Origin of the sequence: Shewanella rhizosphaerae, from assembly GCF_019457655.1 — a bacterium.
GTDB classification, from domain to species: domain Bacteria; phylum Pseudomonadota; class Gammaproteobacteria; order Enterobacterales; family Shewanellaceae; genus Shewanella; species Shewanella loihica.
This window is the reverse complement of sequence record NZ_CP080420.1, coordinates 3,634,759-3,654,075: the sequence shown is the minus strand read 5'-3', so window position 1 is coordinate 3,654,075 and position 19,317 is coordinate 3,634,759. Positions and strand designations below refer to the sequence as shown.

Genomic DNA, 19,317 nt, shown 5'->3' with positions numbered 1-19,317 from the left:
GAACTTTGGCCCTAGTCACACAACGCCATTTTGTCGCTATCGACATGGGCTCAAACAGTTTTCATCTCATGATTGCCAGGGAGCAGGACGGCAGTCTGCAGATCCTCCACAGAGAGAAGGAGCAGGTCCGTTTGGCTCAGGGGCTTAACGCCGAGGGCTACCTGTCGGACGAGGCGATGGCCCGCGGCCTGGAGTGCCTGAGAAACTTCGGTCAGCGTTTTTCCGACCTCCTTGAGACTCAGATCCGTCTGGTGGCGACCCATACTCTGAGGGTCGCGAAGAACCGCGACAAGTTTCTCAAGGCGGCGCTGAAGATCATCCCCTTTCCCATTGAGGTGATCTCTGGCCACGAAGAGGCCAGGCTTATCTATTCGGGTATCGCCCAGAGTCAGGTGCTGGCGCGCAATAATTTGGTGATCGATATTGGCGGCGGCTCCACCGAGGTGGTGATCGGCGAGAAACACCTGCCGGTGAAACTCTCCAGCCTGCGCTGCGGCTGCGTCAGCTTTAACGAGCGCTTCTTCGAAGATGGCACATTGACCACGGCGGCATTTCGCGCCGCTCAGGCGGCTGCCGACAGGCAGTTCTCCTCGCTTTCCAAGGAATATTTCGAGGCCGACTGGGAGCTGGTGCTGGGCAGCTCTGGCTCGGTCAAGGCGATCTGCGAGGCCTTGGCGGAACTGTCAAGGCGGGAGAGGCTGGCTGGCGAGGTCGCCAGTGAAGAGGCACAAGAGAGCGATATCGAACCCGGCCACTATGCCCCCGTGACCCTGAGTCAGCTTAAGCGTCTCAAGCGCTTCCTGATAGAGGCGGGTCATGTGGACAGGCTGGATTTTGCCAATATCGACCGCAAGCGCATCATACTGGTGCCGGCGGGGCTGGCCATTCTGCTCAGCTTCTTTCGCCGCCTGGAGATCCAGCAGCTTAGCTTTACCCCGGCGGCCCTGCGCGAGGGCGTGCTCTACGAGCTGGCGCAGATAGGTCAGTATCATGATGTGCGCCATCGCACCGTAGACAGTATTGCTCAGCTCTATCATGTGGATATGGCTCAAGGCGCCAGGGTGTGTAAAAGCGCCATGGCGCTGTTTGAGTCTGTGGCCGATGCCTGGGAGATCCGTTCCCAGGCGAGGCTGCTGGCCTACGCCGCGACCCTGCATGAGATAGGCATACACATCAACTCCCGCTCCCACCATAAGCATGGCGGCTATATCATAGCCAACAGCGATCTGCCGGGCTTTAGCCAGGATCTGCAGCAGGATCTGGCGCTGCTTATCGGCAATCAGCGCAAGAAGCCGCAGTTTGAGCAGCTCAACGCCCTACCGGATGGACGGCGCCAGCTGATGGTGCGCTTGTTGTGTCTGCTGCGCCTCGCCATCCTGGTCAATCTCGGCCGGGTCGCTCAGAGCCTGCGCCTAAGCTGCGCGCCGCTGGACACCAACGAGCTGGCGCTACTGCCCGAGCAAAGCGCGAGGGTGGATCTGCTGCTTAAGGATCTCAAGCGGGAGAAGAAGCATATGCGCGAGCTGGGCCTTAGCCTGCGGCTGGAGAGCTAAGCGGGGCACGACAAGGGCCGTCGATTCACTGGCGGCCCTTCACTGAGCGTGAAAAATTTGTTTGCAATTGATGCTTTGCGACGCTTTGGGATTCTTTGTAAGCTGACCGACCCAAATCGACAATAACAATAATAGGACGCGCTCCATGGCTGATATTTTTACGCGGCGACACTCAGGTCAAAACTTTTCTAGTCAAGATCACTTGAGTCAAAATCCACTCAATCATCAGACTCGACCACTATCGCGACTCAAGCTCTCCAAGCAATTGCTGGGCGCGGCGGGTCTGTCGCTGCTGCTTCTGAGCCTTCCCGGTCAGGCGGCTCAGGAAAAATCTAACGGCAAGCCTGCCAAGACAGAGGCAAAGGCGCCAGAGGCCAAGGTGTATCAAACCACGGGTCAGGTGAAGATCAACGGCGAGCGGGTGCACTATGAGACCATCGCCTCGGAAACCATCTTAGAAGATGACAAGGACAAGCCGCTGGCAAGCATCTTCTCGGTCACCTATCTGCGCACCAAGATTGAATCAGGTCAGCCACGCCCCGTGACCTTCGTGTTTAACGGCGGCCCTGGCTCGGCTTCGCTCTGGCTGCACATGGGGCTGTTTGGGCCTAAGCGTGTGGTGGTACCGGGTGATGCCAAGGACGATGGCGCCGCGCCTTATCACTTAGTGGATAACGAATTTTCCATGCTGGACAAGTCGGATCTGGTGTTTATCGATCCCGTGGGTACAGGCTTTAGCCGCGCCCTGGGTGAACACAAGGGTCAGGACTTCTGGGGTGTGAAAGAGGACGCCCAATCGATTGCCGAGTTTATTCGCCGCTGGCTGATTGAACATGGCCGCTGGAACTCGCCCAAGTATATCGCCGGTGAGAGTTATGGCACCACCCGCGCCGCCGCATTGGTGGACGAGCTGCAATCTGGCTGGACAGATATTTCGGTCAATGGCGTCATGCTGATCTCATCGATTCTCGATTTTAGCCATGCCCGCTATCAGCCCGGCAACAATCAGCCTTACATCGGCTTCCTGCCGACCATGGCGGCTACGGCTTTCTATCATGACAGGGTTGCTGCGACCGATAAGGCGATGGGGCTGAGCGCCTTCGTCGAGGCGGCGCGTCAGTTTGCGATGAACGATTATGCCCTGGCGCTGCTTAAGGGCAGTCGTTTGCCCCAAGCTCAATACCTGGCGGTGCGCCAGCAGCTGGCACGCTTTACCGGACTAACAGAGGATTACCTGGACAGGGTGAATCTGAGAGTCAGCGCCAGCCGTTATACCAAGCAGTTGCTCAGGGATGAAGATCGCACCGTGGGGCGTTTGGATAGTCGTTATCTGGGCGTAGACTATGACAGCGGCGGCGAGCGTACCGATGCCGATCCATCTGGCTATGGCATAGATGGCGCCTATACTGCCGCGATTCATCAATATCTGTATCAGGATCTGGGGGTGAAGATCACCCGTCCCTTTAACGTGCTCTCGGTCGATGTTAACCGTGGCTGGAACTGGAACATCAGCGGCAAGCAAATGCACTATGTGAATGTCGCCCCCTATCTCGGTCGCGCCCAGCGGGAAAACAAGGATTTCAGAATCCTGGTGGCCAATGGCTACTATGATTTTGCTACCCCCTTCTTCGCCACCGAGAACACCCTGGCCGATAACGGCATAGACAATAGCCGCGTGGAGATGCACTACTACGAGGCGGGCCATATGATGTATATTGAGCCCTCGTCGCTAAAGGCGCTGGCTAAGGATATTCGCCAGTTCTATCAGGCGGACTAATCAGGACTGCGAGGAGATAAGATGAGTTTTAGTGCGTGGCTGGGGTTGTTGGCCATCTGTTGTTTGGGCGCCATGTCGCCCGGGCCGAGTCTGGCTATGGTGGTGCGTCATACCCTGGGCGGTGGCCGGGCCAACGGCATCGTCTGCGCCTGGGCGCACTCCATCGGCATAGGTATCTACGCCCTGGTGACCCTGCTGGGGCTGGCGGTGCTGCTTAAGCAGGCCCCGCTGGTGTTTAATGGCATAGCGATCCTCGGCGCCCTCTATCTCGCCTATATCGGCGTGCAGGCGCTGCGCTCTAAGGGCGGCATGTCCGACAAGCTGGCGGCGGGTAAGTCGACAGACTGGTTGACCGCTGCCCGTGACGGCATCGCCATCTCGCTGTTTAACCCTAAGATCATGCTGTTCTTCCTGGCGCTCTTCAGTCAGTTTGTGATGGTGGCCGACGAGCTATGGGGCAAGTCGCTTATCGTGTTGACGCCGCTGGTGGTCGATGGCCTCTGGTACACCCTGATCGCGTTCTTGCTGTCGCACAAATCCGTACTGCCTAAGCTAAGGGAGAAGGCGGCGCTTATCGACAAGCTTTCGGGCGTGGTGTTGATTCTGCTGGCGGTGCGGGTGCTGGTGACCCTCTAGCCTGAATAGGCTGTGCTTAATACGCATAAGTTTTTGAAGTATTTATAAAAATGCGGCTAAGGAATATTCCTTAGCCGCATTGTTTTATCTGGCTGTGTCGGTTAGCAGTCTAGCCGTTAAAGACCTGCACGGCATCATCTTTGGCTGGCTCCTGCTGAGCCGCAGGCGGATTGTCGATATGATCGTCTAGGTTATCGTTCAACATATCCTTGTATTCTTTGGTAAACCACTCCAGTGCGTTGGCTTTTTCGGCCTTAAGGTCGGCAGATTTCAGCGCGGCCTCGAAGGCATTGAAGCGGGCGGCGGCGAAACGCAGGGCGGTGCCCACCTTGGCGATATCCTGCTCCTCGGCGCTGAGCTCGTTGGCTAAGGCGATAAACTTGTCGGCTAACTGAAAAATTGTGGTTTCTTTTTGCTGTTCTGACATGCGCATGCTCACAGGTAGGTCAATAGTATGCTGGCATAGTAACGTAAATTAGCCGTTAATGAAGCATAGATTTAGAGGTAATGGGATCTGTATCGCCAATCTCAATGCGCGCCGCAAGGTTAACTGGCGGGATCGCTGTCGACCAGCACCCGGCCATCTCGTGAGTCATAGTAGATGCTGAGGTTTTGATTGTCGCTCAGGTTGTAGCGACACTGGTTCACGCTGATATAGTTGGCCTTATAATCTGTGCTCGTCTGGGCATCGCTGCGTGAGACGCTGGGCTCGTCGCCCTGAAACACTGTCTCCCACACCGAGATGCAATCTTCTACGTTGTCCAGCTGCGGCGAGGCCTCGTTATCGGTAAAGTAGTGCTGCGCCGGCCAGCCATTGGCGTTAAAATCCATCTCGCCGGCTTCGTCGTCGCCGAAGGTTTTGAGGTTTTCCGCCGGGCCTGAGCCGACTCGGACTGCCCAGACGGCGCGGGCCATGTCGATACCGGACTTGAAGGCGCCGCCGGTCGCCTTGACGCTGGCGACTTGAGCGTCCTGGGAGAGATTGATAAATTTTGGCAGGGCGGTCACCGCCAGGATCCCCAGCACTATGATAACGACCACGAGTTCGATAAGGGTAAAACCGCGTTTATGCGCCAAGGACATCGTAAAACCTCTTGGGTATGCAGAGACTACTCTCGGTAAGCTTGAATGTGGCGTTTTACTCTGTATGAGTTGGATTACGCCGTAAATATCACTCGATTCTAAGTTTTTTTCGAAAAAATATAAAGAGATAGCTATGACAGAGATCAGCCAATGGCAAGATTTTATCGACCAGGAGGCCCAGCAGGCCTACTTTGGCCAGTTGCAGTCTTTCGTGCAAGGTGAGCGCGATGCCGGTAAGGCGATCTACCCGCAAGAGGAGCAGGTGTTTAGTGCCTTCGAGCTAACGCCGCTGGATAAGGTGAGGGTAGTGTTGATTGGTCAAGATCCTTATCACGGCGAGGGCCAGGCGCACGGCCTCTGTTTCTCGGTGCAGCCTGGGGTGAAGGTACCGCCATCTTTGGTGAACATGTATAAGGAGCTGGCCAGTGATATCGATGGCTTTAGGATCCCAGATCATGGCTACCTGGCCAAGTGGGCCGAGCAGGGCGTCTTGATGCTTAATACTGTGCTTACGGTAGAGCAGGGCAAGGCGCACTCCCATGCCAAGGCGGGCTGGGAGACCTTTACCGACAACGCCTTGAGGCTGCTTAATGGGCAGGAGCGGCCGATTATTTTCGTGCTGTGGGGCGGCCACGCCATGAAGAAGAGCAAGCTTATCGAGGCGGAGCGGCACCATCTGGTGAGCGGGCCTCACCCTTCGCCGCTCTCTGCCTACCGTGGTTTCTTTGGCTGTAAACACTTCTCAAAAATCAACGAGTTGTTAAAGGCCTCTGGCGAGACGCCTATCGACTGGCAGGTATAAAAACCAGACAAAGATGCTACAAAATCATACTTGCCGTACCATGAAAAGCTAATTATATTGATAGAGAAGTGTAACGTAACTGTTAACGATTTTGGGTTGGATACCCTAAATGGTTTAAACAGGTTACAGCGGCTTGGGTAGGTAGCCGCCTCCCAGGAAAGGCTTTCAAGGCGGACAGGAATATGGATATTAGAGCTAAGCGAGGAACGCTTGTTCGTTGGAATCAGGAGCAGAGGGTAGGTTTCATCGCCCCGGACGACGGATCGGACGAACTCAGAATTTTTGGCATCAATTTACTCCCCTATGAACACATGCCCAAAGAGGGTGAATCTGTGGTGTATCGCCAGTGGAAAGACGCGCTGCGCGGTACTAAGGTCACCAAGGGCGAGATAGACCTGGGTAATCCCATCACTTTGACCTCGCCTTTCGAGTCCCATGATAAGTTTGACAGCGAAGATGCCATCAGCTGGCGCGTCAAGGTTGGTCTGGTGGCCCTGGCGATCGCCTTTGGTAATCTGCTTTATCTGTTTATGGTCAACTATGACTACTCGGCCGATGTGGATATCAAACCGCCGGAGGGGCTGTTCCCCCCAGGGTCTGAGTATTACGTGGGTAAGCAGGAGCTGCAGAATGTGGTGTTTAGCTGCGATGCCCGCCAACAGTGCCTGCAGATGACCTCCTGTCAGGAGGCCAAATACTTCGCCAACCATTGCCCTGGATTTGAGGTCAATGTGGGCGACACTCCCTGCGTCAATCTCTGGTGTAAATCAAATTAAGTCTGTCAGGCAATATCAATTGGCTTTTAACAATTGATATTGCTGGGCCAGCGCCCCCTTAATCCGCTCCCCCTTATCGTCCAGCATAAAGAGAATATTCTCGCCCACCTGAAGCTTCATGCCTCTGGCCTTGCTATCTAAGGTGATCTTGCTGCCCATCTCATTCCAGCTAAACTGCCCCTCAAGGACGACATCGGTTGCTTGATTTTGCTCACCAAGGTTTTGCTCACCAAGGTTTTGCTTGCCAAGATATTGCTGAGAGAGTTGATAGCTGTTGTCGCCATTAAGCTTGAGGCTCATGGCGATCCCCTCACAGTCGGCGCAGGGCAGGGTGCCTTTATAGAGGCCTGGCCAATCCAGCGCGTTACGGCTGGTATCGCCAAGGGGCATAGTCTGAGCGGCTTGAGGCTCTGACGCTTGTGAGGCCGGCGCTTCTGTCTGAGGTTCGGGGGCCTGACTGCTCTGTTGGGCGCAGGCGCCGAGGGTGAGCAGAACAAGGGGGAGGAGTCGCGCGCTAATCTTCATTGTTTCATCCTTTAATGGTGAAGAGCATGGCGGCAAATGGCGAAGAGCCTTGTGGCGTAGAAAACCTTTGGCCGCCAGTGCAAAAAGTCTCTGCACACTTTAGCCCGTAAACCTAAGGCTTTCAAAGTGAACCGAGTGGATAGCCTGATTAATTGGTAGAACAGGTGCGAGTATGCCGTCACTTAGGGCCTGCAACATCACGAGCCGGTAAAAACTAGACTAAAATGTGAACTATCCTTTTGTTAATTCGCTGGAAAAGCTTAGATGGTTACAGCTTGTCATTCTGCTCAAGTTCACCCGAGCACAGGCTTAGGCTCATATAGATTAGTATCAGGGGCGACCGCTCTTAGGCTACTGATGCCTCGTCTGGGAAAGCTTAAACAGTTGTGGCGAGTCTCGATCCTAGCCTTGGGCCCAGTCGTGGGTCTAGTGTTGAGGATAGCCTTGTGGCTAATTTTGGCCCTAGTCTTGTGCCAGGTGTTGCTTGGCGCCTCGGCCTTGGCCAGCGACGGAGAGCGACGTAGCGAGCTGCATCAACTGCCGGTGATGGCGAAAACGCCATTGATTAGCGTATCCAACGACTATCCGCCCTTCTATTCGCCGCAGATGCCCGAGTGGGGCGTGGTGTACCATCTGGTGGAGGCGGTATTTCAACATGCGGGATATCCTCTGTCCCATGAGTTTTACCCCTTTATACGCGCCCAAACGCTTATTAAGCGGGAGTTGGCGGATCTCATCATAGGCGTCTGGTATCGGCCCGAACGGGAGCAGTGGATCGACTTTTCCGACCCCTTGTTATCTGTCTCAATTCGCCTGTATAAGCGCAGTGACAGCAAGATTGTCTTTCGCGATATCGAGGATCTCAAGCCCTATCTTATCGGCATCGGCCGCGGCTATGCCAACCCTGTGGCCTTCGGAGAGGCTAACCTGAATACCGAGGCCGCCAGCTCAGATGCGGTGAACCTAAGGAAACTGCTGGCCGGTCGGGTGGATCTGGTGCTGATCTGTGAGGATGTCGCTCGCTACCTTATCGAACGACCCGGCAGCGAATATCGTGGCAAGCTTGAGCCTGTGGGAGAGCCCCTGAGCGTGGAGCTGTTTCATATCGGGGTGGCCAAGCATCTTCCCAATGCCCAGAAGATTTTAGCCGACTTCAATCGGAGCCTGGCAGAGCTGCATCGTAGCGGCGAGCTGACCAAGGTTCTGGCCAGCCATGGGTTCGAGCATAACGCCTATTGGCAGAAAAAGTCGCAGAGCAGCCAATAGTCGCTTGCCAATTTTACCTTAACTTGTGTGAGTAGCCGATGGAGTCACTATCATGGGCAGGGGCACATCCCAGTGCTCGGTGGGCAGTGATTCGACTCGCTGGCAATCATGGGCATAGCCGATGGGGTAGGGTTTCCCCCTTAGCTGCCAGTCGCTCAGGCAGCGGTCGTAATAGCCGCCGCCCATCCCCATACGATTCCCTTTCTCATCGAAGGCCACCAGGGGGGTGATAATCACATCCAGATGCTGGGGCAAGATCATCTCTGTGATGTTGAGCTTGGGCTCCCAGATCTTGAGGCGATTCTGGATCAGGTGGCTGGTGGGATGGTATTTAAAAAACAGCAGGTTGCCCAGTGAGAAGGGGTGCAGTCGCGGCAAATAGACATTCACCCCCTCCTGCCAAAGGGTTTCAATCAGCGGTTGGGTATCCAGCTCGCCATCACTGGTCAGATAAAGCGCCACATGCTTGGCCTGACGCTGATTAATCACCGCCATCAGCCTGCTGGCCGCCTCCTGGGCAAATTGCTTCTGGGTCTGCTCGGGGAGCGCCCGTCTCGCGCTGCGGATCTGATTTCTAATCGCCTGACGATTTTCTTGATTGGCGGTGCTCGGCGTTAAGGCTGGTTTCAATGTCGCTACTCCAGTGAAGGCAGTTATACCAATCGTAGTAAATAACTGATCATGCTAGCTTGTTAAAACGCCCGATAACGGCGTTATTATTTTTGATTGTAGAATAACTACTTATCGAAAAATTTTGCCTTGTTCTCGACCGTTTTTCCTGCGCTACTTCTGATCACTTACTTACCGTGATTGGTATTATCGAGTTTGCTTTGATGTGGGCAGTCTATCTCTGTTGTCATTACACTTTCAACTGCGCGGCAATTTAGCTAACGGGCTGGCGCGAGTTTGATAAGGAGATAAAAAAGGCCAGAAGGTGACCTTTTCAGATCAATACCTTCCAGCCTTATCGCTTTTTAGCGAGAGGTTTGAATTGCTCCCCAAGATGCCGTTATCAGTGTAGCTCTTGAACCCATAATGGCTTCGAGGCGGGCAGTTTGTTTGGGATATAAAAAAGCCAGAGGATGGTGGACCTTCTGGCTTTGCTATTTATTAGCTTTAATGGTCTTAAAGCTTGAATTTGAATTGCTCCCCAAGATGCCGTTATCTGTGTAGCCCTTGAACCCATAACGGCTTCGAGGCGGGTAGTATGCTTGGGATATAAAAAAGGCCGAAAGGTTATCTTTTCAGACCTGTACCTTCCAGCCTCTCTAATTTGAATTGCTCCCCAAGATGCCGTTATCCGTGTGGCCATTGAACCCATAACGGTTTCGAGGCGGGCAGTTTGCGTGGGATTTAAAAAAGCCAGAAGATGGTGGGCCTTCTGGCTTTGCTATTTATTCGCTTTAATGGTCTTAAAGCTTGAATTTGAATTGCTCCCCAAGATGCCGTTATCTGTGTGGTCCCTTGAACCCTTAATGGTTTCGAGGCGGGCAGTTTGCTTGGGATATAAAAAAGGCCGAAAAGTGTTATACCTTTCAGCCTCTTTAATTTGAATTGCTCCCCAAGATGCCGTTACCGGTGTAGCCCTTGAACCGTAGGTTCAAGGCGGGTAAATGATCAAATCCTAAGGCTTCTCGGTTCGCGCCGAGCTTGCGCAATGTCATCAAAACATTCACCCTGAGTTTGTAAATATCGGCACAGGGACATAACCGACTCACGCACACCACAGGGAGCAAAATTGTTGCGTATCGACCTTAGCGGTCGGGCGGCGATAATCGTGATAAATCGCTTCGCCTCACGCGTAATTACAGTTTAATCGTCTTTTGTGGCACGCTCAACCAGCGCACTCTCCAAGGTCGATTGCAGCAGACCGATCTTGTCATCCATCTGCTTAATATAATCTTGATTCTTCTTCTGTTCTTCCAACAATTCATAGCCAATATTTAGTGCCGCCATGATGGCAATTTCTTCCCGGCTAAGGTTGTTGGTTCGAGCACGCAGGGAACTTAGCTGCTTTTCCAGCTTGTTGGCCACATGGCGCAAGGCATCTTCCTGTCCTATCGGACAAGCGATGGAGTAGGTGCGGCCCAATAAGCTAATTTCGATAGCATGGCTACTCATTTGCGATGTAGATCCTTTTATCCTGTCGTTGAGCGGACTATATCGGGCTGCCCTTGAAAGTGCAATAACACTGGGGCCTTAATAACGCTTTGTTAGATTAAATGTTGTTTAGATAACCAATAGCTTAGCGTTGATCGCTTTGCCCTGGATGAATTGTGCGCAGTTACTGGGCCTCGCCATGGTCATTCATGACCTAACTTGGTGGTAGAGCAATGCTTTTGGCTTGGTCGCGCAGGCCAGATCTGCTAGCATGTCCACAGTGAAATTATGATTGGAACACCTTATGGCAACCCCTCCCTCTTTACGCATCGAAATTCTGTTCGCCGAGCTCAATGCCGCCGATATCGCCCAACATCCCGTTGAAGTCCATGGTTCCCTGGTGGGCCTTATCTGTGGTGGCGTGGGTCAGGCCAAGAGCGAGTGGATCAAGCCCCTGCTCGAACTGATCAACGATGGTCAGTTGCCGCCGCCTTCTCTGGTGCAGCTGCTGGAAGAGCTTTATCAAGACACCCTGGCGCGCATCACAGATGCCGATTTCGGCTTCACGCCTATGGCGCCGGAAGAGGAGGAGACCCTGAGCAAGCGGGTCGAGGCCCTCTCTCTCTGGGTGCAGAGCTTCCTGACGGGCATCGCCATGGCGCAGCCTAAGCTCAATCGCGCCTCGAGCGACGTAAAAGAGGTGATTAAAGATCTCGCCGAGATCGCTCAGGTGGAGTTCGATGTGGCCGAAGATGAAGAGTCCGAGGCGGCCTACATAGAGCTGATGGAGTTTGCCCGCATGGCGGCGCTACTCTGTTACGCCGAATTTGGCCCCGAGCCGAGTGAGATCAAAGATCAAGACCCCATGATTCATTAATATTGTCTGCATTTATCGGGGCGAGCAGATTTAACTGCTTGCCACAGAAAGAGAAAGTGAATGACCACTTCGTCTGACCCTAAGCAGTTTGATATCGCCATCGTTGGCGGCGCCATGGCCGGTGCCACCCTGGCCCTGGGCCTGGCCAACCTGGCACAGAAACGCCAGCAAGTGCTGCGCATCGCCCTTATCGAGGCCAACCGTCCCGGCGACGGCCATCCGGGTTTCGACGCCCGTTCCATCGCTATCGCCCAAGGCTCCATCTTCGAGCTGACCCGTCTCGGCATCTGGCCTAAGCTGGCCCACCTGGGTACGGCTATCGAGAATATCCATGTCTCGGATCGCGGCCATTTCGGCATGACCACACTCAACGCCAAAGATTTTCATCTGCCCTATCTGGGCCAGGTGGTGGAGCTTGAGCGTGTCGGCGCCAAGCTATTTAGCCTGCTGGAGCAACAGGATGTCAGCCTGTTTTGTCCCGCCAAGGTGGCCAGTATTGTCGCCGGCGTCGATGCCCAGCAATTGATGCTAGACGATGGCACTGCCCTCAGCGCCAAGCTGGTGGTGGCCGCCGACGGTCTAAATTCTAAGGTCAGACAGGACTTTAAGCTGCCGCTGGAGCAGGTGGATTTCGAGCAGGTGGCCGTGGTGGCCAACGTGCTCACCGACAAGCCCCATCAAGAGTGGGCCTATGAGCGCTTTACCGACAGCGGCCCGCTGGCGATTCTGCCCATGGCCAATGTGGATGGGCAGTCTAGAGTCTCCCTGGTATGGGCGCTGGCGCCAGAGCATGCCGAGCTGATGCTGGGCGCCGAGAAACCTGCGTTTTTAGATGCGCTGCAAGATGCCTTTGGCCACCGCGCCGGGCGTTTTATCGATGTGGGTGAGCGTTACGCCTATCCGCTTAAGCTCTCTTACATGGCGCGCCCCATCTATCAGCGCACCGTATTTATTGGTAACGCGGCGCAGACACTGCACCCCATCGCAGGCCAGGGCTTTAACTTGGGGCTTAGGGATCTCGTCTGTCTGCTCGAGGTGGTCGACGAGGCGCTAGAGCGGGGCGAGGATATCGGCGGCGCCAAGCTGACCCACGAATACCTTAGCCGTCGCCAGCAAGACCGTGACACCACCATCACCAATGTCGAATTCTTAGTGCGCGGCTTCTCCAATCAGCACTGGCCCCTGGTGGCTGGTCGTAACCTGGGGCTGCGTCTGCTCTCCTGGTGTCCGCCGCTCAAGACGCCCATTGCCCGCAAAGCCATGGGGTGGAAATCGCCTCAATCAGCCAGCCAACTTGGATAAAGGATCGCTATATGTTCAGTACACAAACCTATGACGTTGCCATCATCGGCGGAGGCATGGTCGGGCTGGCAACTGCCATCGGCTTGGGACAGGAAGGGCTGAGAGTCGTGGTGATCGATGCCGGCGAAACCCAGGCGGTATCCGGCGAGGCCAGGCTAAGAGTCAGCGCCATCAACAAGGCGAGTCAGCGATTACTTACCCACCTGGGGGCCTGGGCCTATATCGACGAGTCTCGCGTCGGCCCCTATCAGAAGATGGCGGTGTGGGATAAGGATAGCTTGGGCAAGATAGGTTTCGATGCCCATTCGATCAGCGAGCAGATCCTGGGCAGCATCATAGAAAATGACAACATCAGCCATGCCTTGGCGACCCGTGCCGGTGAGCTAAGTGAGATCACCCACCTGGAAAATCATCGCTTGGAAAAGATAGCCTTTGGCGAGCGTGAGGCCTGGCTGACCCTGGATAACGGCGACAACCTGTCGGCGGCGCTGGTGATTGGCGCCGACGGTGCCAACTCCTGGGTGCGCGAGCAGTGCAAGATCCCCATGACCTTCTGGGATTATGGCCATCACGCCATCGTCGCCTCGATCCGCACCGAGCTGCCCCACAATGCCACCGCCAGACAGGTGTTCTTAAGCGATGGCCCATTGGCGTTTCTGCCGCTGTTTGAGCCAAATCTCTGCTCTATCGTCTGGTCGGTGCCTCCGGCCAAGGCTCAGGCGCTACTGGAGGGCGACAAGGTGCAGTTCGAACGCAGCCTGACCGCCGCCTTCGACGGTAAGCTGGGCATGTGTACGCTCGAGAGTGAGCCACAGGCCTTCCCGCTGCGGATGCGTTATGCCCGCCACTTTGCCCGCCACCGCCTGGTGCTTGCGGGGGATGCGGCCCACACCATACATCCGCTGGCAGGCCAGGGGGTGAACCTGGGCTTCTTAGACGCCGCGGCTATTATCGAGACCCTGAGTGAACTCAAGGCCAAGGGCAAGGATCTCGGCGATTATGCCAATCTTCGTCCGTTAGAGCGTTGGCGTAAGGCGGACGCGCTGGAGATGATCGCGGCGATGGAGGGCTTCAAGCGGCTGTTCGAAGGTAGCAATCCGGTGAAAAAAGCCCTGCGGGATCTAGGTCTCAACCTGGTGGATAACCTTTCTCCTGTGAAAACACTGTTTATGCAACAGGCTATGGGTAACAAAACCCGCTTGCCTGAGTTGTGTAAATAAGCTCGGGAAAAATGCGGCACCTTATCATTTTGTTTTTAAATACAAGTGGTTGACATCATTTGATTTGATATACGGATTCTCATGTAAAAAAACTACATTTTAAACATGAGAAAAAGTAATGGGAAAATGGTTCGGATTAGAAAATTCTCTTGTATACAAAACTGTGACGCAAGGTATAATTTCGCCGCATTTTGATACCAAGCGCGTATCTTAAAACAGAATTTGTTGATGCATCTTATTCGACGCAATTGATGCAAAAACTCATCTTTGCAATCACATCCTGGCCCTACGTACCCTAGGTTTAGGTGTGTCAGTTCGAGACGGTTCACCATGACCGCCTGCTTCGCTACCGCCTATTGATGACAAGATAGTGCTTGACCGACCCTTTCGGCCTTTGCCCCATTTCATCAATCATGCCCTAGCGCTGAGGCACCGCCAGGTAAGACCCGAAAAGGGCAAAAAAAGAAGAGATAATAATGGCTAATAAAACTGTACTCTTTAACAAGCACCTAGAAGCTAACGCCAAAATGGTCGATTTTCACGGTTGGGACATGCCGCTAAACTACGGCTCTCAAATCGAAGAACACCATGTTGTGCGTCAAGACGCAGGTATGTTTGACGTGTCTCACATGACAGTAGTTGATGTTACGGGTGTTGAGGCCTGTGATTTTCTTCGTAAGCTACTGGCCAACGACGTCGCCAAACTCAAGGTGCCGGGTAAGGCACTCTACGGTGGCATGTTAGACCACAATGCAGGCGTTATCGACGACCTGATCACCTATTATCTCAGCGACACCCATTACCGTATCGTAGTGAACTCGGCCACTCGCGAGAAAGACCTCGCCTGGATCACCGAGCAAGTTAAAGGCTATGACGTGACTGTCACTGAGCGTCCTGAGCTGGCGATGATCGCCGTTCAAGGTCCTAACGCTAAGGCGAAAGCGGCGGCGGTATTTACCGACGAGCAAAACGCAGCGGTTGAAGGCATGAAGCCTTTCTTCGGTGTGCAGTCTGGCTCTCTCTTCATCGCAACCACAGGTTACACAGGCGAAGCCGGTTACGAGATCATCGTACCCGAGGCTGAAGCCGAAGCCCTGTGGCAAGCCCTGCTAGACAATGGCGTTAAGCCATGTGGTCTGGGCGCCCGCGACACCCTACGTTTAGAAGCAGGCATGAACCTGTACGGCCAAGATATGGACGAGAGCGTTAACCCGCTAGCGGCCAACATGGGCTGGACCATCGCCTGGGAACCTGAAGACCGTGACTTCATCGGCCGCGAAGCGCTAGCCGCTATTAAAGCCGCCGGCACAGATAAGCTAGTTGGCCTGGTGATGGAAGCTAAGGGCGTACTGCGCACCGGCATGCCAGTCTTCTTCACCGACGCAGACGGCGTTGAGCAGCAGGGCGCTATCACCAGCGGCACCTTCTCTCCGACCTTAGGCTACTCAATCGCCATGGCCCGCGTGCCAAATTCTGTTGGCGATGTCGCAGAAGTAGAGATGCGTAAGAAGCGCGTCCCTGTTAAAGTGATCGCACCTAGCTTCGTGCGCAACGGTAAGCAGGCTTTCTAACTGTTTGATAAGGGTTATCCCTGTTTAGCCGTCAGGCTGCCAAAAGGGCAATAGCGGGGCCGGGTTGCTCTACCTAAGCAACTCGGGCCAAAGCTGCTAAAATATCGGCTGACCCAGTCGAATGACAGGCGCTTGAGTGGTTATACAGTCTTAGTTTTTAAAATTTAGCACTACGGAACAAGGAACAAAAATAATGAGCAATATTCCGACTGAATTGAAATACGCTTCTTCACACGAATGGATCCGCAGAGAAGAAGACGGTTCATACACTGTTGGTATCAGTGAGCACGCCCAAGAATTGCTAGGCGACATGGTATTCGTTGAGCTGCCAGAAGTTGGCGACAGTGTTAGCGCCGGCGATGACTGCGCGGTAGCCGAGTCGGTAAAAGCCGCTTCAGACATCTACGCACCTGTTTCAGGTGAAGTGGTAGCAGTTAACGAAGCGCTAGAAGATTCTCCTGAGCTGGTTAACAGCGACGCATACGGCGATGGCTGGTTCTTCCGCATCATGCCAAGCGACCTGAGCGAACTAGACAATTTGCTTGATGCCGAAGGCTATCAAGCGGTTATCGACGAAGAGTAATTGTCGATGCCTACGAAGCCCCATATCGCAAAGAGATGGGGCTTCGTTCGTTATAAGCCCGCGCAATATGCAGGCCGGTAACGAGAAGTAGAACCACATCAAACAACGAGACCGGTAACACCAGCCCCCTACAGCTAGGATACTGGCAAATATGGAACTAGGTTAATCATGACCACTGAAACCCTCACTCAGTTAGAGCAGCACGAACTATTTATCCGTCGTCATATCGGCCCGGACAGCGCAGATCAGCAAGAGATGCTGAACTTCGTTGGTGCAGAATCTTTAGAAGATTTAACACAGCAGATAGTCCCTGAGTCGATTCGTCTTGGACGCGATCTTGCCGTTGGCAGCGCCTGTGGCGAAGCCGAAGGCCTTGCCTCAATTCGCAAGTACGCGGATAAGAACAAGGTGTTCAAGAGCTACATCGGCATGGGTTACTACGGCACTATCGTGCCAAGCGTGATTCAGCGTAACGTATTCGAAAATCCAGGTTGGTACACGGCGTACACCCCATACCAGCCTGAGATCGCCCAGGGCCGTCTGGAAGCCATCCTTAACTTCCAACAGCTGTCGATGGATCTTACCGGTCTTGACCTGGCTTCAGCCTCTTTGCTGGACGAAGCCACCGCAGCCGCCGAAGCCATGGCGCTGGCCAAGCGTGTCTCTAAGGCGAAGAAAGCCAACATCTTCTTCATCGCCGACGATGTGTTCCCACAGACTATAGACGTAGTGAAGACCCGCGCCGAATGTTTCGGTTTCGAAATCGTGGTTGGCCCAGCCAGCGAAGCGGTTAACTATGAGCTGTTTGGTGCCTTGTTCCAATACACCAACCACTATGGTCAAATCACCGACTTCACCGAGCTGTTTGCCGCGCTGCAAGAGAAGAAGGCTATCGTGACTGTTGCCGCCGACATCATGTCGTTGGTATCGCTCAAGTCGCCTGGCTCAATGGGCGCCGATGTGGTCTTCGGTAGCGCTCAGCGTTTCGGCGTACCAATGGGCTTCGGTGGTCCACACGCCGCCTTCTTCGTGACTCGCGATCAGCACAAGCGTTCACTACCAGGCCGTATTATTGGTGTGTCTCAAGATACCCGTGGTAACCGCGCCCTGCGTATGGCGATGCAGACTCGTGAGCAGCATATCCGCCGCGAAAAGGCTAACTCAAACATCTGTACTGCACAGGTGTTACTGGCCAACATGGCCTCTTTCTACGCCGTATTCCATGGCCCACAAGGCCTGAAGATCATCGCCGACCGTATCCATCGTCTGGCCGACATCTTTGCCGCCGGTCTTAAGGCCAAGGGCGTTGAGCTGGTTAACAATACTTGGTTCGATACCGTTTCCTTCAAGATAGCCGACAGCGCCGCCGTACAGGCACGCGCCATCGCCGGTGAAGTTAACCTGCGTATCGACAGCGACGGCATCTTAGGTGTCGCCATGGCTGAGACCACCACGCGTGAAGACGTGGCGCAGCTGTTTGATATCGTTCTGGGCGAAGGTCATGGTCTGGATGTGGCAGCAATCGATGCCGACATCATCGCTAATGGCAGCAACTCAATTCCAGCCGAGCTGGTACGTCAAGACGCTATCCTTGAGCATCCAACCTTCAATCGCTATCACAGCGAAACTGAGATGATGCGTTATATCAAACGTCTGGAAAACAAAGATTTAGCATTGAACCACTCGATGATCTCACTGGGTTCTTGCACCATGAAGCTGAACGCGGCGACCGAGATGATGCCTGTGAGCTGGCCAGAATTTGGCAACATGCATCCTTTCTGCCCGCAAGATCAAGCCCAGGGTTATGCCGAGCTTATCGAAGAGCTATCAAACTGGTTGGTCGACATCACAGGTTATGACGCCATGTGCATGCAGCCTAACTCAGGCGCTTCGGGCGAATACGCCGGTCTGCTGGCTATCAAGAAGTACCACGAGTCTCGCGGCGAAGGCCACAGAAACGTCTGTCTGATCCCTCAGTCTGCCCACGGTACTAATCCGGCTTCAGCCCAGCTTGCTGGCATGAAGATTGTGGTTACCGCCTGTGACAAACAGGGTAACGTGGACATGGAAGATCTTAAGGCTAAGGCTGCCGAAGTGGCCGAAAACCTCTCTTGCATCATGGTGACCTACCCATCGACTCACGGTGTGTACGAAGAGACCATCAGCGAGATTTGCGAAGTGATCCATCAGCACGGCGGCCAGGTATATCTGGACGGCGCCAACATGAACGCTCAGGTAGGTCTGACTTCACCTGGTTCAATCGGCGCAGACGTCTCGCACCTTAACCTGCACAAGACCTTCGCGATTCCACACGGCGGCGGCGGACCAGGTATGGGCCCAATCGGCGTTAAAGCACACCTTGCGCCATTCGTTGCCGGTCACGCCGTGGTTAAGCATGGTCGTGAGTCGGACAACAACGGTGCGGTATCGGCAGCGCCATACGGCAGCGCCAGCATCCTGCCTATCACCTGGATGTACATCAAGCTGCTTGGCTACCAAGGCCTGAGACAGTCTACTCAGATGGCACTGCTAAACGCTAACTATGTGATGAAGAAGCTGTCTGCCCATTACCCTGTGCTCTACACAGGCCGTAATGACCGCGTAGCGCACGAATGTATTATCGACCTGCGTCCGCTTAAAGAAGCCTCTGGCGTTACCGAGATGGATATCGCTAAGCGTCTGAACGACTACGGTTTCCACGCACCGACCATGAGCTTCCCGGTTGCCGGTACCCTGATGATCGAGCCGACAGAGTCTGAGTCTAAGGCCGAGCTGGATCGCTTCATCGAAGCTATGGTTGCGATTCGCGGCGAGATCGCCAAGGTTGAAGCCGGTGAGTGGCCAGCGGATAACAACCCGCTGCACAACGCACCGCACACCATGGCCGACATCATGGACAGCGAGTTCGACTCACGTCCATACAGCCGTGAAACGGCCGTGTTCCCAACGGCTGCGGTTAAGGCGAACAAGTTCTGGCCGACTGTGAATCGTATCGATGATGTGTACGGTGATCGTAATTTGATGTGCTCGTGTGCACCGATTGACGATTACAAATAATTGCTGCTTGGACTCGCTACTGCGGCGTTGAATCTCAGCTTTCGTGCTCATTGACACAAGTCAACTCCGCGCGAAAGCTCTCAATCCGCCTTGCATTAGCTTCGTCAGCGACGCAATTATGTAATAGCTAGCTTCAAATGAAGCTTAGATATGAAAAAAGCGAACCTAAGGTTCGCTTTTTTTATGCCT

General features: G+C 54.2%; 17 protein-coding genes and 1 other RNA gene. 12 read left to right on the top strand and 6 right to left on the bottom strand.

What is annotated here, in order from left to right; all coding sequences use genetic code 11:
- The first annotated feature begins 44 nt into the window (after positions 1-44).
- From K0I63_RS15940 to K0I63_RS15930, 3 genes are all read left to right on the top strand, one after another.
- Positions 45-1,553 carry a Ppx/GppA phosphatase family protein gene (locus tag K0I63_RS15940; protein ID WP_220083477.1) on the top strand — a complete coding sequence of 503 codons (1,509 nt, stop codon included), beginning with the start codon at positions 45-47 and terminating at the stop codon, positions 1,551-1,553.
- A 145-nt stretch (positions 1,554-1,698) separates the two neighbouring features.
- Positions 1,699-3,330, top strand: coding sequence for a S10 family peptidase (locus tag K0I63_RS15935; RefSeq protein WP_220081655.1), 1,632 nt, complete (start codon positions 1,699-1,701; stop codon positions 3,328-3,330).
- 21 nt (positions 3,331-3,351) lie between these two features.
- Positions 3,352-3,966 carry a LysE family translocator gene (locus K0I63_RS15930; protein ID WP_144201984.1) on the top strand — a complete coding sequence of 205 codons (615 nt, stop codon included), beginning with the start codon at positions 3,352-3,354 and terminating at the stop codon, positions 3,964-3,966.
- Positions 3,967-4,075: 109 nt separating this feature from the next.
- Here K0I63_RS15930 and K0I63_RS15925 read toward each other — a convergent pair whose 3' ends face one another.
- Positions 4,076-4,393 carry a DUF3144 domain-containing protein gene (locus K0I63_RS15925; protein WP_220043241.1) on the bottom strand — a complete coding sequence of 106 codons (318 nt, stop codon included), beginning with the start codon at positions 4,391-4,393 and terminating at the stop codon, positions 4,076-4,078.
- A gap of 119 nt (positions 4,394-4,512) precedes the next feature.
- Entirely contained in the window at positions 4,513-5,049 is a 537-nt protein-coding gene (locus K0I63_RS15920; protein ID WP_220060010.1) for a type II secretion system protein, read from the bottom strand.
- 133 nt (positions 5,050-5,182) lie between these two features.
- On the opposite strand from K0I63_RS15920, the gene ung reads away from it, so the two are divergent.
- Together ung and K0I63_RS15910 are read left to right on the top strand one after the other, a co-directional pair.
- Complete coding sequence (gene ung, locus K0I63_RS15915) at positions 5,183-5,851, top strand: uracil-DNA glycosylase (protein WP_220081654.1); 669 nt, start codon at positions 5,183-5,185, stop codon at positions 5,849-5,851.
- A 182-nt stretch (positions 5,852-6,033) separates the two neighbouring features.
- Positions 6,034-6,627 carry a hypothetical protein gene (locus K0I63_RS15910; RefSeq protein WP_220043238.1) on the top strand — a complete coding sequence of 198 codons (594 nt, stop codon included), beginning with the start codon at positions 6,034-6,036 and terminating at the stop codon, positions 6,625-6,627.
- 15 nt (positions 6,628-6,642) lie between these two features.
- Here K0I63_RS15910 and K0I63_RS15905 read toward each other — a convergent pair whose 3' ends face one another.
- Complete coding sequence (locus K0I63_RS15905; protein ID WP_220072199.1) at positions 6,643-7,152, bottom strand: copper resistance protein NlpE; 510 nt, start codon at positions 7,150-7,152, stop codon at positions 6,643-6,645.
- A gap of 444 nt (positions 7,153-7,596) precedes the next feature.
- Here K0I63_RS15905 and K0I63_RS15900 point away from each other — a divergent pair, with 444 nt between their 5' ends.
- A complete protein-coding gene (locus K0I63_RS15900) occupies positions 7,597-8,418 on the top strand; it encodes a substrate-binding periplasmic protein (RefSeq protein ID WP_220081653.1) in 822 nt (273 codons plus the stop codon).
- A gap of 18 nt (positions 8,419-8,436) precedes the next feature.
- On the opposite strand, the gene K0I63_RS15895 is transcribed toward K0I63_RS15900, so the two are convergent.
- From K0I63_RS15895 to K0I63_RS15885, 3 genes are all read right to left on the bottom strand, one after another.
- The gene (locus tag K0I63_RS15895; protein ID WP_220081652.1) at positions 8,437-9,048 is read right to left on the bottom strand and encodes a 5-formyltetrahydrofolate cyclo-ligase; all 612 of its coding nucleotides are present in this window, start codon (positions 9,046-9,048) and stop codon (positions 8,437-8,439) included.
- Between the two features lie 924 nt (positions 9,049-9,972).
- A non-coding RNA gene (gene ssrS, locus K0I63_RS15890) (6S RNA) lies at positions 9,973-10,153 on the bottom strand.
- A 77-nt stretch (positions 10,154-10,230) separates the two neighbouring features.
- Entirely contained in the window at positions 10,231-10,539 is a 309-nt protein-coding gene (locus K0I63_RS15885) for a cell division protein ZapA (RefSeq protein WP_011866864.1), read from the bottom strand.
- A gap of 283 nt (positions 10,540-10,822) precedes the next feature.
- Between K0I63_RS15885 and K0I63_RS15880 the strand changes: the two genes are divergently transcribed.
- The 6 genes from K0I63_RS15880 (at position 10,823) to gcvP (ending at position 19,128) form a co-directional block, all read left to right on the top strand.
- Entirely contained in the window at positions 10,823-11,395 is a 573-nt protein-coding gene (locus tag K0I63_RS15880; protein ID WP_144201968.1) for a UPF0149 family protein, read from the top strand.
- A 60-nt stretch (positions 11,396-11,455) separates the two neighbouring features.
- On the top strand, positions 11,456-12,697 hold the full coding sequence (gene ubiH, locus K0I63_RS15875) for a 2-octaprenyl-6-methoxyphenyl hydroxylase (protein ID WP_220081651.1): 1,242 nt from the start codon (positions 11,456-11,458) through the stop codon (positions 12,695-12,697).
- Between the two features lie 11 nt (positions 12,698-12,708).
- Entirely contained in the window at positions 12,709-13,917 is a 1,209-nt protein-coding gene (locus tag K0I63_RS15870) for an FAD-dependent oxidoreductase (protein WP_220081650.1), read from the top strand.
- Between the two features lie 476 nt (positions 13,918-14,393).
- A complete protein-coding gene (gene gcvT / locus K0I63_RS15865; RefSeq protein ID WP_220081649.1) occupies positions 14,394-15,488 on the top strand; it encodes a glycine cleavage system aminomethyltransferase GcvT in 1,095 nt (364 codons plus the stop codon).
- Between the two features lie 193 nt (positions 15,489-15,681).
- Positions 15,682-16,071 carry a glycine cleavage system protein GcvH gene (gcvH, locus tag K0I63_RS15860; RefSeq protein WP_011866859.1) on the top strand — a complete coding sequence of 130 codons (390 nt, stop codon included), beginning with the start codon at positions 15,682-15,684 and terminating at the stop codon, positions 16,069-16,071.
- Between the two features lie 168 nt (positions 16,072-16,239).
- Positions 16,240-19,128 carry an aminomethyl-transferring glycine dehydrogenase gene (gcvP, locus tag K0I63_RS15855; RefSeq protein WP_220081648.1) on the top strand — a complete coding sequence of 963 codons (2,889 nt, stop codon included), beginning with the start codon at positions 16,240-16,242 and terminating at the stop codon, positions 19,126-19,128.
- Positions 19,129-19,317: the final 189 nt, after the last annotated feature.

Bases quoted from the DNA above. Each gene is read 5' to 3' on its own strand.
- K0I63_RS15940 (WP_220083477.1), top strand. From the start codon at position 45: ATGGGCTCAAACAGTTTTCATCTCATGATTGCCAGGGAGCAGGACGGC.
- K0I63_RS15935 (WP_220081655.1), top strand. From the start codon at position 1,699: ATGGCTGATATTTTTACGCGGCGACACTCAGGTCAAAACTTTTCTAGT.
- K0I63_RS15930 (WP_144201984.1), top strand. From the start codon at position 3,352: ATGAGTTTTAGTGCGTGGCTGGGGTTGTTGGCCATCTGTTGTTTGGGC.
- K0I63_RS15925 (WP_220043241.1), bottom strand. From the start codon at position 4,393: ATGTCAGAACAGCAAAAAGAAACCACAATTTTTCAGTTAGCCGACAAG.
- K0I63_RS15920 (WP_220060010.1), bottom strand. From the start codon at position 5,049: ATGTCCTTGGCGCATAAACGCGGTTTTACCCTTATCGAACTCGTGGTC.
- ung (WP_220081654.1), top strand. From the start codon at position 5,183: ATGACAGAGATCAGCCAATGGCAAGATTTTATCGACCAGGAGGCCCAG.
- K0I63_RS15910 (WP_220043238.1), top strand. From the start codon at position 6,034: ATGGATATTAGAGCTAAGCGAGGAACGCTTGTTCGTTGGAATCAGGAG.
- K0I63_RS15905 (WP_220072199.1), bottom strand. From the start codon at position 7,152: ATGAAGATTAGCGCGCGACTCCTCCCCCTTGTTCTGCTCACCCTCGGC.
- K0I63_RS15885 (WP_011866864.1), bottom strand. From the start codon at position 10,539: ATGAGTAGCCATGCTATCGAAATTAGCTTATTGGGCCGCACCTACTCC.
- K0I63_RS15880 (WP_144201968.1), top strand. From the start codon at position 10,823: ATGGCAACCCCTCCCTCTTTACGCATCGAAATTCTGTTCGCCGAGCTC.
- ubiH (WP_220081651.1), top strand. From the start codon at position 11,456: ATGACCACTTCGTCTGACCCTAAGCAGTTTGATATCGCCATCGTTGGC.
- K0I63_RS15870 (WP_220081650.1), top strand. From the start codon at position 12,709: ATGTTCAGTACACAAACCTATGACGTTGCCATCATCGGCGGAGGCATG.
- gcvT (WP_220081649.1), top strand. From the start codon at position 14,394: ATGGCTAATAAAACTGTACTCTTTAACAAGCACCTAGAAGCTAACGCC.
- gcvH (WP_011866859.1), top strand. From the start codon at position 15,682: ATGAGCAATATTCCGACTGAATTGAAATACGCTTCTTCACACGAATGG.
- gcvP (WP_220081648.1), top strand. From the start codon at position 16,240: ATGACCACTGAAACCCTCACTCAGTTAGAGCAGCACGAACTATTTATC.